Source organism: Burkholderia sp. BC1, assembly GCF_052683555.1.
On the sequence record NZ_JBQYLP010000068.1, the window covers coordinates 18,205 to 30,153 of the forward strand.

Here is an 11,949-nt window from a genome sequence, read left to right on the forward strand (position 1 = left end):
GCGTCGAAGAACGAAACAAAGGGACGAAAGGGTTACTGCGGATTACCGTGCAAGCCAACTGTAATGGGCGGTAACCCGGCCGCCACCCCGCGTAACATCGGCCGGCGCCTGCGCCGCTAACCTGCGTCTTACCGGATGCGGCAGCCGGGTCGCCCCGCGGCCGCATCGCCGGACCCTCTGAATACAAGGAGTTTCTGAAATGTATAAGAAGACTTCCCGCGTGGCCATGGCGGCCGCCACCGTGCTCGCCCTCGCATTCGGCACCGCGCATGCCGCCCAGTCCGCCGACGCGCCGCCGCAACGCGGCCCCGGCATGCACCACATGCACGACCACGACGGCGGCCCGTTCGGCGTGATGCTGAAGCTGCACGATCAGCTGAAGCTGAACGCGTCGCAGGAACAGCAGTGGCAGACGGCGCTCAACACGATGAAGCAGAACCGCGAAGCGATGCGCAAGAGCCACGAGCAGATGCGCGAGCAATTCAAGGCGCAGCAGAACCAGCCGATCCTCGACCTGAACGCGATGCACACGGCGCGCCAGCAGGCCGAGCAGCAGAACGCGCAGTTGCGCGAGCAGACGTCGGCCGCCTGGCTCGCGTTCTACAACGGGCTGAACGACCAGCAGAAGGCCACGGTCAGCAGTGCGCTGAAGCAGCAGTTCGCACGCATGGAACAGCGCCACGAGCAGATGAAGGCGCGCTGGCAGCAGCATCGCGAAGCCGCGAAGGCGGCGAAGGCCGCTTCGGCGCCGGCGCAGTAAGCGCCCGGCTCGCCGCCGCACGCGGCGACACAGGGGACGCGGCCTTGCGGCTGGCGTCCCCTGTTTCGTTTCAGGCGTCGTGGCCGGCCACGTCGAACAGCAGCACCTCGGCCTCGCGCCCCTGTGTCAGCGCGACGGTATCGACGCCGGCGATCCGCACGCCGTCGCCCGCTTCCAGCGGATGACCGTCGATCTCGACCTCGCCGCGCACGACGTGCGCGTAGACACGGCGCCCGGCCGGCACGGCGTGCACGACACGCTCGTCGCCGTCGATCAGCGCCGCGAAGATGCGCGCATCGGCGTCGACGCGCAGCGCCCCGTCGCGCGCATCGGGCGACGCGATCGGCTGCAGCCGGCCGCGCTTGTCCTCGTCGGCGAAATAGCGATGCGCATAGTCGGGCGCGCCGCCGCGCGCCTGCGGCGCGAGCCGGATCCGCAGCAGCCGCAGCGGCCGGTCGTGCGACGCGTTCGTTTCGCTGACCATGATGCCGGTGCCCGCGCGCGTGCGCTGCACGCCGCCGGCGCGGACGATCGCGCCGTTACCGAGCGTGTCGCGATAGCCGAGCGCGCCGTCGAGCACGATCGTCAGAATCTCGACGTCGCGGTAAGGCTGCATCCCGAAGCCGCGCGTCGGCGCGATGCACGCTTCGGTGAGCTCGAGCAGCGCGCCGTAAGGCGGCGGCACGCGGCCCGCGCCGTCGCACGGAAAGCTGTGACGGGATTCGTGCCAGCCGTAGCTGCGCTGATCGCGATCGACGGCGCGGCGGATCTGGAACATGAGGCGACACTCCGTGAAACCTGTTTTTCTCGATAGGTCGCACTGTAGGGGCGCGCCGATTCGGCAACAATCCGTGCGCGCGCACCGCATCGTTGCACTCACGCACGCAATCGACGCAATGACCGTTGCCAATAGATCGATTGCCGCAACAGCCGAAGCAAAGAATCGCGCGGCCGGCCGGATTGCCGTTTTCCGGGTATCGCGTTCGGGTAAAATACCGCCCTTTTGGCGTCCGCCGATCCGGCGGCCGTCGCCGCCAAAGCGCCGAACGGCGAATTTTGGCCGTCTAGAATACGCCGCGACGCCCGGCCCGACCGGCCGCGTGCGCGCCCGGAACGTCAGCAACAGAAGGATGGAAATGAAGAAGGCCGCCCTGTGCGCCGCCCTCGCCCTCGTGGCGGGCAGCGCCTTCGCGAAGGAGTGGAAGACCGTGCGGATCGGCGTCGACGCGAGCTACCCGCCGTTCGAATCGACCGCGCCGAGCGGCGAGATCGTCGGTTTCGACGTCGATCTCACGAAGGAAATCTGCAAGCGCATCGGCGTCAAGTGCGTATGGGTCGCGCAGGATCTCGACGGCATCATCCCGGCGCTGAAGGCGAAGAAGTACGACATCATCGTGTCGTCGCTGACGGTCACCGACAAGCGCCGCGAGCAAATCGACTTTTCCGACAAGGTGTACGACGCGCCGGCGCGCATGATCGCGAAGGCCGGCTCGCCGCTGCAGCCGACGGTCGCGTCGCTGAAGGGCAAGCGCGTCGGCGTCGAGCAGGGCTCGACGCAGGAAACCTACGCGAAGACGTACTGGGAACCGCAGGGCGTCACGATCATTCCTTACCAGAACCAGGACCAGGTCTATGCCGATCTCGGCTCGGGCCGCCTCGACGCGACGCTGCAGGACGAACTGCAGGCCGACTACGGCTTCCTGCGCACGCCGCGCGGCAAGGGTTTCGCGTTCGCGGGCCCCGAGGTGAAGGATCCGAAGACGATCGGCGACGGCACCGCGATCGGGCTGCGCAAGGAAGATACGGACCTGAAGATCCGCATCAACAAGGCGCTGGCCGACATGCACAAGGACGGCACGTACGACCGTCTGTCGCACAAGTATTTCTCGTTCAGCGTCTACTCGGCGCGCTGAGCGCCGCCACGGGACGCAGCGGACGCGGGGGCGGCCCCGCGGCCGCGCAGTACAGGCAGTCAACCACGCGCCGCCCGCCCCTCGCCCGCCGCTTGCGTCGCGGGCGTGCCCGGCACCGATGCCGGGGCGGACGGCATGATACGCACGGGGCGTTCCGCGCAGCTTGGCGGGCGCGTCTTTCGCGGCGCACGCGATGCGCCGTCAGGGACCACATATGTTTCTACAAGGTTACGGCCCGCTGATCCTCGCAGGCACCTGGCAAACCGTCAAACTGGCGGTGCTTTCGCTTGCGCTGTCGTTCCTGCTGGGTCTCGTCGGCGCGGCCGCCAAACTGTCCCGCAACCGCATCGCGAACGGCGTCGGCACCGTCTATACGACGCTGATCCGCGGCGTGCCCGATCTCGTGCTGATGCTGCTGCTGTTCTACAGCATCCAGATCTGGCTGAACATGGCGACCGACGCGCTCGGCTGGGATCAGATCGACATCGACCCGTTCCTCGCCGGCGTGCTCGTGCTCGGCTTCATCTACGGCGCGTACTTCACCGAAACGTTCCGCGGCGCGTTCCTGTCGGTGCCGCGCGGCCAGCTCGAAGCGGGCAGCGCGTACGGCATGACGAACTGGCAGGTGTTCACGCGGATCATGTTCCCGCAGATGATGCGCTTCGCGCTGCCGGGCATCGGCAACAACTGGCAGGTGCTCGTGAAGTCCACCGCGCTCGTGTCGATCATCGGCCTCGCCGACGTCGTGAAGGCGTCGCAGGATGCCGGCAAGGGCACGCTGCGGTTCTTCTTCTTCACGCTGATCGCCGGCGCGATCTACCTCGCCATCACGACGATCTCGAACTTCGTGCTGATGTGGCTTGAAAAGCGCTACTCGACCGGCGTCCGCAAGGCAGACCTATGATCGAACTCATCCAAGAATACTGGCGCAACTATCTGTACACCGACGGCTACCGGATCACGGGCGTCGCGATCACGCTGTGGCTGCTCGTCGTGTCGATCGGGCTCGGGTTCTGCCTGTCGGTGCCGCTCGCGGTCGCGCGCGTGTCGAAGCGCAAATGGCTGTCGCGCGCGGTATGGCTCTATACCTACGTGTTCCGCGGCACGCCGCTCTACGTGCAGCTGCTGCTCTGCTATACGGGCCTGTACAGCCTGCAGGTCGTGCGCGGCACGCCGATGCTCGATGCGTTCTTCCGCGAAGGCATGAACTGCACGCTGCTCGCGTTCACGCTGAACACCTGCGCGTACACCACCGAGATCTTCGCGGGCGCGATCAAGGCGACGTCGTACGGCGAGATCGAAGCCGCGCGCGCGTACGGGATGTCGACGTTCACGATGTACCGCCGCGTGATCCTGCCGTCCGCGCTGCGCCGCTCGCTGCCGCTCTACAGCAACGAAGTGATCCTGATGCTGCACGCGACGACCGTCGCGTTCACCGCGACCGTGCCCGACATCCTGAAGATCGCGCGCGACGTCAACTCGGCGACCTACATGTCGTTCCACGCATTCGGGATCGCCGCCCTGCTCTATCTCGTGATCTCCTTCACGCTCGTCTGGCTGTTCCGCCGCGCCGAGCGCCGCTGGCTCGCGTATCTGCGCCCGCAAGGCAAGTAAGTTTCCGCAGGACTATTCATGAATTCCCAGACCCAGAAGCTTTTCGTCGACGATCTTCACAAGCGGTACGGCAGCAACGAGGTGCTCAAGGGCGTGTCGCTGAAGGCGAACGCCGGCGACGTGATCAGCGTGATCGGCTCGTCCGGCTCCGGCAAAAGCACGATGCTGCGCTGTATCAACTTCCTCGAGCAGCCGAATGCGGGCCGCATCTTCGTCGACCGCGAGGAAGTGCGCACCGCCGCCGACAAGACGGGCGCACTGCGCGCCGCCGATCCGAAGCAGCTGCAGCGCGTACGCACGAAGCTCGCGATGGTGTTCCAGCACTTCAATCTGTGGTCGCACATGAACGTGATCGAGAACGTGATGGAAGCGCCCGTGCACGTGCTCGGCATTTCGAAGAAGGAAGCCGAGGAGCGCGCGCGCGAGTATCTCGAGAAGGTCGGGCTCGCGCCGCGCGTCGAGAAGCAGTATCCGTCGCATCTGTCGGGCGGCCAGCAGCAGCGTGTCGCGATTGCGCGCGCGCTGGCGATGCACCCGGACGTGATGCTGTTCGACGAGCCGACGTCGGCGCTCGATCCGGAGCTTGTCGGCGAAGTGCTGAAGGTAATGCAGAAGCTCGCCGAGGAAGGCCGCACGATGATCGTCGTCACGCACGAGATGGGCTTCGCGCGCAACGTCTCGAACCACGTGATGTTCCTGCACCAGGGGCGCGTCGAGGAAGAAGGCGTGCCGGCCGACGTATTCGCGAACCCGAAGAGCGAGCGCCTGAAGCAGTTCCTGTCGGGCAGCCTCAAGTAACGCGCGCAGCGCATCGCGCCGCGCCGACGAGCGCCCCGCGGTTCGCCGCGCGGCGCTCGTTTTGCGTTTACGCGACGTCGACCGGCGCGTCGGCGGCGAATGCGCGCAAGGCGTCGCCGGCCAGCCGGTAACGCACCCACTCGCTCTGCGGCGCCGCGCCGACGCTTTCGTAGAAGCGGATCGCCGGTTCGTTCCAGTCGAGCACGCTCCATTCGAAACGGCCGCAGTCCGACTCGACGGCGATCCGCGCGAGCGTCTTCAGCAGCCGCAGGCCGGCGCCCGCGCCGCGAAAGCGCGGCGACACGTACAGATCCTCCAGATACAGCCCCTGCCGGCCGAGCCAGGTCGAATACGAGAAGAAATACACGGCGAAGCCGGCCGGCTCGCCGTCGACTTCGCAGATCAGCGCGTGCGCGGGCGACGCGTCGCCGAACAGGCTGCGCTCGAGCGATGCCGGCGTCGCGACGACCTCGTGCTCGGCTTGCTCGTAGACGGCCAGCTCGGTGATGAAACGCAGGATCAGCGGCACGTCGGCGACGGTCGCGCGGCGGATGTCGATTTGCACGGCAGGAGCCCTCCTTCGGCCCGGACGAAAACGGAGAGAGCGCCGCGATTCGTGCTGGCGCTCGTCGAACCGACATGCTACGTTCGCGTCGCGCCTGCAGGAAGTGCAGTTTTTTCATTCCGATCTGAACACCATGCATCACGATCTGCGCCGTCTCGACCTGAACCTGCTGCTCGTCTTCGACGCGCTGTACCGCCACCGCTCGGTGGCCGCGGCCGCGCACGAGCTCGCGATGAGTCCGTCGGCGCTGAGCCACGCGCTCGCGCGGCTGCGCGATGCGATCGGCGACGCGCTGTTCGTGCGCCTCGGCAACGAGATGCAGCCGACCGTGCGCGCGGACGACATCGCGACCTGGGCCGGCGACGCGCTCGACGCGATGTCGAAAGGCCTCGCGCGGGCGCGCCGCTTCGATCCCGCGCACAGCGACCGCACCTTCGTGTTCGCGGCGACCGACTACACGGCGTTCGCGGTGCTGCCCGCATTCGTCGCGCAGATCCAGGAGGCGGCGCCGCGACTGCGGATCCGCGTCGTCCATTCCGACCGGAAGATCGCCGTCGACGAACTGGCCGCCGGCCGTATCGATTTCGCGCTCGGCTATCACGAGGAAGCGGTCGCCGATGCGCCGGGCATCGAGGACTTCGACTGGTTCTCGGACGACTATGTCGTGATCGCGAGTGCCGCCCACCCGACGATCCGCCGACGCCTGACGCTCGACCAGTATCTCGCGGCGCGCCACGTGGTCGTCACGCCGTGGAACGAATCGCGCGGCGTGATCGATTACGTGCTGGACCGGCTCGGCGTCGCGCGCGACGTCGCGGTGCAACTGCCGACCGTGCTGGCCGCGCCGTTCGTGATCGCGCAATCCGCGCTGCTGATGACGGTGCCGAACCGCGCCGCGCAGACGCTGCGGCACGCGGCGCCGATCCGCCTCTTTCCCGCGCCGTTCGACATTCCGCGCTACACGCTGAAGGTCTACTCGCACGCGAAGCACGCACGCACCGACGCGCACCGCTGGATTCGCGCGCGCCTGCTGGACGCGCGGCCGCACGCGTAGCGCGCCGTACGGAGCCGCCGCACGAAGCGCCGCGCGACATCGCTGCCGGCACGCGCGAGCACGGCCCTCACCCGCCGAAATCATTACGAATTACTTACCAATTCCGCGCTCTGCCCGCATACGCCGGCGTTTTATCGACGTCAATACTGGCAATCCTTGATCCCGATTCGCCGAAATCATGTCTCCCTTGTCGGACAAGGGTTTTCCGGCGATCGGCGGCGCGCGCACGGCCGTCGCGGGCCGTGTTGCATGGCAATTTGGCGACACGTGTTAGTCAAACAACGATTTCCGTCGCCACAAAATTGTATTTTTGCTAAATTAGTAACCAAAGTAGCAAAACGAAGTGCGTGAAATGTAGTTTAGCTTCACGACACAACAAGGAGACCCCGCAGACCCACCCGGCCGCGCGGGACCGCTCAACGGCACTCCCGTCTGCTTGCCCCGCGTGCTGCGCCGACCCGGCCCTGCACGAGGTCTCCCTGGTTATCCCGCTTTTGCCCGACGCTCGCCGCGTCGGGCATCTCGTGCAGTCTGGGTTGACTTTTTGACAGGGTATGGAGGAGATGATGAAGAAAGCTTTGGTCGCGACCGCGCTGATGGCTGCTGGGGTGGTGACGGCGCACGCACAGAGCAGCGTGACGCTGTACGGTCGCCTGGATGCCGGCCTCGAATACATGAACGGCTTCCAAAACGGTCACCAATTCCGCGCGGAAAGCGGCGACTGGGGCACGAGCCTGTGGGGCTTGAAGGGCACCGAAGACATCGGCGGCGGCAACAAGATCCTGTTCCACCTGGAAGGCGCGTTCAACACGATGAACGGCGGCCTCGGCGCGAGCGGCACGATCTGGGATCGTTTCGCGACCGTCGGTATCTCGAACGACCGCTACGGTACGCTGCTGCTCGGTCGCGAACTCGCGATCGCGAACGGCGTGTGGGACTTCGACCCGTTCGGCCAGTCGAACTGGTCGACCGCGTCGCTCGTGCGCGGCCGCAACTGGAACAAGACCAGCAACAACGTGTCGTATCAGTCGCCGCAGTTCTACGGCCTCGACTTCTACGGCCAGTTCTCGTTCTCGAACTCGACCAGCTTCAACGGCAACACGACGGCCGGCCAGCCGGGTCGTGCAGCCGGCGCGCAGATCACGTACACGAACTCGCTGTTCCAGTTGCGCGGCATCTATGACGAAACGCGCGACAGCAACGGCCGCTTCTCGGACGTGTTCAACTACTCGCGCGAATATTTCGCGGGCCTGAACGTGTTCCTCGGCCAGTTCAAGCTGCAGGCGGCGTACCAGGCCTCGCGTGCCGACGGCAGCGGCGGCCCGGCAGCGAACGCAGGCGTGACCGGCACCCAGCAAGTCTGGGGCGGCGTGACGTGGCAGGCGACGCCGGCAGCGGCGCTGATCGCAGCCGTGTATCACGTGAACGCGAACCACGGCGGCGGCAACGCGAACATCTACACGGTCGGCGGTTCGTACAACATCTCGAAGCGCACGCTGTTCGACCTGCAGGTCGCGACGGTGCGCAACAGCTCGACGGCCAACTTCGGCCTGAACGCGAACCCGGCCGGCACGGCCGTGTCGACCGGCAACCCGCATCCGGGCGGCAGCCAGACCGGCGTCTACGCCGGCATCCAGCACCTGTTCTGATCAGGCGCCGTCCAAAGAACGATTCGACAACGCTTTCCACGCTGCTGCGAGAGGCGCGTATCGGTGCGGTACCCAATCGGGTATCCGCACCGTTTTTTATTGGCGGCCCGGATCGCGCGGCCCGTGCCCTGAAGCGATGCGGTGTTCAGACGGCCGCTTCGTTCTCCTCGCCGGTGCGGATGCGGATCACGCGCTCGACGTCCGACACGAAGATCTTGCCGTCGCCGATCTTGCCGGTGCGCGCCGCGCCGATCACCGCGTCGATCACCTGATCGACCTGCGCTTCGGCGACGACCACCTCGATCTTCATCTTCGGCAGGAAATCGACGACATACTCGGCGCCGCGATACAGCTCGGTATGCCCCTTCTGGCGGCCGAAGCCCTTCACTTCCGTCACGGTCAGCCCCGTGAGCCCGACTTCGGCGAGCGCTTCGCGGACTTCGTCCAGCTTGAACGGCTTGATGATGGCAGTGATGCGTTTCATGATGGTTGTCCCTCAATGCTCGTGTGGAATGAAAAATCGCGATCCCGATTGTAAGCCGCCGGCGTCGCGCGCGGCTCAGTCGAGGCGTTCGCCGAGGCCTTCGCCAAGGCGTTCGGCAAAACGCGACGTGATCGGATAACGCCAGTCGCGCCCGAACGCACGGTGCGTGACGCGAATCCCGATCGGCGCCTGACGCCGCTTGTACTCGTTGAGCTTGATGAGCCGCGTCACGCGCGCGACGTCGGCCGGCGCGTAACCGGCCGCGACGATTTCGGCGAGCGGGCGGTCCTCTTCCATGTACATCCGCATGATCGCGTCGAGCACGTCGTACGGCGGCAGGCTGTCCTGGTCGGTCTGGTTCTCGCGCAGCTCGGCCGACGGCGCGCGCGTGAGAATCCGTTCGGGGATGATGTCGCGCCGCCCGTAGTCGGACGTCGCGTTCCGGTAGCGGCACAGCCGGTAGACCAGCGTTTTCGCGATGTCCTTCAGCACCGCGAAGCCGCCCGCCATGTCGCCGTACAGCGTGCAGTAGCCGACCGCCATCTCGCTCTTGTTGCCGGTCGTGAGCACGATCGAGCCGAACTTGTTCGACAGCGCCATCAAGAGCGTGCCGCGGATGCGCGCCTGGATGTTCTCCTCGGTCGCGTCTTCCGCGCGGCCCGCGAATTCGGCGGCCAGCGCCGCCCGGAACGCGTCGAACATCGGCGCGATCGCGATCTCGTCGTAGCGCACGCCGACGCGCCGTGCCATGTCGGCCGCGTCCGTCGTCGAGATGTCGGCCGTGTAGCGCGACGGCATCATCACGGCGCGCACGCGCTCGGGCCCGAGCGCGTCGCAGGCGACGGCCAGCACGAGCGCCGAATCGACGCCGCCCGACAGCCCGATCAGCGCGCCCGGAAAGCCGTTCTTGCCGATGTAGTCGCGCACGCCGAGCACGAGCGCGCGATAGACCTGCGCGTCGACCGGCAGCGGCGGCGCGATTGCGCCGGGCAGCGGCCGCGCGCCGTCGAATTCGACGATCGCGTGTCCCTCGTCGAACTGCGGCATCTGCGCGACGAGCGTGCCCTGCCCGTCGAGCACGAACGAGCCGCCGTCGAACACCAGTTCGTCCTGCCCGCCGACGAGGTTCACGTACACCATCGGCAGCCCCGTCTCGCGGATCCGCGCGCGCAGGATGTCGACGCGCACCGCTTCCTTGTTCATGTGGTACGGCGAGCCGTTCGGGATCAGCAGCACCTGCGCGCCGGCCGCCTTGGCGATCTGCGCGGCCGACGCGTGCCACGCGTCCTCGCAGATGATCACGCCGAATTTCACGCCGTTGAGCTCGAAGACGAGCGGTTCGGCGTCGGTCGCGAAATAGCGCTTCTCGTCGAACACCTCGGCGTTCGGCAGATCCTGCTTGCGGTAGGTGCCGACGATCCGGCCGCCGACGATCAGCGACGCCGCGTTGTACGTGTCGACCGGCGGCACGCCGCGCTCGATCGGGCGGTTTGCATTACCATCGACGCCTGGCGCACCGCGCAGCGGATGACCGACCAGCACCGCGAGCCCGTCGAACGGCTTGAGCGCATCGGCGAGCGCGTCGAGCGCGGCGGCCGCTTCCGCGTAGAACGCGGGACGCAGCAGCAGGTCTTCCGGCGGATAGCCGGACAGCGCGAGTTCCGGCGCGATCATCAGGTGCGCACCATCTTCGTGCGCGGCACGGGCCGCCGCGACGATACGCGCGACGTTGCCGGCAAAGTCGCCGACGGTGACGTTGATCTGGGCGAGAGCGAGTCGGGTCTTCATGACGGGAGCGGCGCAGCCGGGCGGCGCGCGGTGAACGGCTGACGAAAACGTCGCGGGCGCGCACGCAACCGGCGACATCCAAACGGTACGGATTCACGCTTGAAACACGAACGCATCGATTATCGCACGGGCATCCTGTCGTCCCCGGCCGAGGTTGCGGCCGACGAATGGAACGCGCTGCTCGCGCGCGACGCGCAGCCGACGCCGTTCCTGCGCCACGAGTTCCTCGACGCGCTGCATGTCGCGCGCTGCGCCGTCGACGAAACCGGCTGGTCGCCGCACTTCGTCACGCTGACCGACGCGCGCACGGGCCGGCTCGCGGCCGCCGCCCCCGTCTATGCGAAACAGCATTCGTACGGCGAATACGTGTTCGACTGGGCCTGGGCCGACGCGTATCAGCGCAACGGGCTGTCGTACTACCCGAAGCTGCTGTGCGCGGTGCCGTTCACGCCGGTGCAGGGCACGCGGCTGCTCGCCGTCGACGACGACGCGCGCCGCCGTCTCGCTGCGACGCTGCTCGCGTTCGCGGAACAGAGCGACGCGTCGTCGCTGCACGTGCTGTTCCCGACCGGCGACGAGGCGCGGCTGCTCGAATCGATGGGCATGATGCTGCGCGAAGGCGTGCAGTTCCACTGGGTCAACGACGGCTACCGGCACTTCGACGACTTCCTCGGCACGCTCGAACAGAAAAAGCGCAAGAACATCCGCGCGGAGCGCCGCAAGGTGCGCGACGCGGGCGTCACGTTCCGGCGGCTCACCGGCGAGCGCATCACCGATGCGGACTGGCGCTTCTTCACGCGCTGCTACCGGCAGACCTATCGCGAACACTATTCGAGCCCGTACCTGAATCTCGACTTCTTCCGCGCAATCGGCGCGACGATGCCGGAGAACCTGCTGCTCGTGATCGCCGAAGCCGACGGGCAGCCGATCGCGAGCGCGCTGGCCGTCTATCGCCGCGGCGAGCACGGCGGCGGCACGCTGTACGGCCGCTACTGGGGGGCGATCGAGCACGTGCCCTGCCTGCATTTCGAGACGGCGTACTATCAGCTGCTCGAGTTCTGCATCGAAGCGGGACTCGACACGTTCGAAGGCGGCGCGCAAGGCGAGCACAAGCTCGCGCGCGGCTTCCTGCCGACCGTCACGCACTCCGCGCACTGGCTCGCGCATCCGGCGTTCGCCGATGCGGTCGCGCACTTTCTCGAACGCGAGACCGAGCATATCCACGCGTACGTCGACGAATTGCGCGAGCACGATCCGTTTCGGCGCACCCGAAGCTAGGGAAACGCTGATCAATGGACCAACTTCCGAAGTTGCAGGCGAGATG

The 11,949-nt window shown here is 66.8% G+C and carries 12 protein-coding genes; 8 read left to right on the forward strand and 4 right to left on the reverse strand.

Annotated features, from left to right (window positions below):
• Positions 1-199 precede the first annotated feature (199 nt).
• Positions 200-760 (forward strand): periplasmic heavy metal sensor, encoded by a 561-nt coding sequence (locus tag ACSHSS_RS24725; RefSeq protein ID WP_012212923.1) that lies wholly within the window; start codon positions 200-202, stop codon positions 758-760.
• A gap of 70 nt (positions 761-830) precedes the next feature.
• On the opposite strand, the gene ACSHSS_RS24730 is transcribed toward ACSHSS_RS24725, so the two are convergent.
• Positions 831-1,538 (reverse strand): pirin family protein, encoded by a 708-nt coding sequence (locus tag ACSHSS_RS24730; protein ID WP_445545674.1) that lies wholly within the window; start codon positions 1,536-1,538, stop codon positions 831-833.
• 358 nt (positions 1,539-1,896) lie between these two features.
• Here ACSHSS_RS24730 and ACSHSS_RS24735 point away from each other — a divergent pair, with 358 nt between their 5' ends.
• The 4 genes from ACSHSS_RS24735 to ACSHSS_RS24750 all read left to right on the forward strand — a co-directional run bounded on the left by ACSHSS_RS24735 (position 1,897) and on the right by ACSHSS_RS24750 (position 5,085).
• Complete coding sequence (locus ACSHSS_RS24735) at positions 1,897-2,673, forward strand: ABC transporter substrate-binding protein (RefSeq protein ID WP_012212921.1); 777 nt, start codon at positions 1,897-1,899, stop codon at positions 2,671-2,673.
• A gap of 214 nt (positions 2,674-2,887) precedes the next feature.
• A complete protein-coding gene (locus ACSHSS_RS24740; RefSeq protein ID WP_006398643.1) occupies positions 2,888-3,577 on the forward strand; it encodes an ABC transporter permease in 690 nt (229 codons plus the stop codon).
• Positions 3,574-4,287, forward strand: a complete 714-nt coding sequence (locus ACSHSS_RS24745) for an ABC transporter permease (protein WP_006398642.1) — start codon at positions 3,574-3,576, stop codon at positions 4,285-4,287. Before ACSHSS_RS24740 ends, ACSHSS_RS24745 begins: the two co-directional genes overlap by 4 nt.
• A gap of 18 nt (positions 4,288-4,305) precedes the next feature.
• A complete protein-coding gene (locus ACSHSS_RS24750; RefSeq protein ID WP_006398641.1) occupies positions 4,306-5,085 on the forward strand; it encodes an ABC transporter ATP-binding protein in 780 nt (259 codons plus the stop codon).
• Positions 5,086-5,152: 67 nt separating this feature from the next.
• On the opposite strand, the gene ACSHSS_RS24755 is transcribed toward ACSHSS_RS24750, so the two are convergent.
• A complete protein-coding gene (locus ACSHSS_RS24755; protein ID WP_105845052.1) occupies positions 5,153-5,650 on the reverse strand; it encodes a GNAT family N-acetyltransferase in 498 nt (165 codons plus the stop codon).
• 133 nt (positions 5,651-5,783) lie between these two features.
• On the opposite strand from ACSHSS_RS24755, the gene ACSHSS_RS24760 reads away from it, so the two are divergent.
• Together ACSHSS_RS24760 and ACSHSS_RS24765 are read left to right on the forward strand one after the other, a co-directional pair.
• Complete coding sequence (locus ACSHSS_RS24760; protein WP_233625705.1) at positions 5,784-6,704, forward strand: LysR family transcriptional regulator; 921 nt, start codon at positions 5,784-5,786, stop codon at positions 6,702-6,704.
• Positions 6,705-7,267: 563 nt separating this feature from the next.
• The gene (locus tag ACSHSS_RS24765; protein WP_445545675.1) at positions 7,268-8,353 is read left to right on the forward strand and encodes a porin; all 1,086 of its coding nucleotides are present in this window, start codon (positions 7,268-7,270) and stop codon (positions 8,351-8,353) included.
• Positions 8,354-8,498: 145 nt separating this feature from the next.
• Here the strand turns inward: ACSHSS_RS24765 and ACSHSS_RS24770 are convergent, their stop codons facing one another.
• Both ACSHSS_RS24770 and ACSHSS_RS24775 read right to left on the reverse strand, forming a co-directional pair.
• A complete protein-coding gene (locus ACSHSS_RS24770; RefSeq protein WP_006398637.1) occupies positions 8,499-8,837 on the reverse strand; it encodes a P-II family nitrogen regulator in 339 nt (112 codons plus the stop codon).
• 75 nt (positions 8,838-8,912) lie between these two features.
• On the reverse strand, positions 8,913-10,625 hold the full coding sequence (locus tag ACSHSS_RS24775) for an NAD+ synthase (protein ID WP_105853972.1): 1,713 nt from the start codon (positions 10,623-10,625) through the stop codon (positions 8,913-8,915).
• A 99-nt stretch (positions 10,626-10,724) separates the two neighbouring features.
• On the opposite strand from ACSHSS_RS24775, the gene ACSHSS_RS24780 reads away from it, so the two are divergent.
• Complete coding sequence (locus tag ACSHSS_RS24780; RefSeq protein WP_261529415.1) at positions 10,725-11,903, forward strand: GNAT family N-acetyltransferase; 1,179 nt, start codon at positions 10,725-10,727, stop codon at positions 11,901-11,903.
• Positions 11,904-11,949 lie beyond the last annotated feature (46 nt).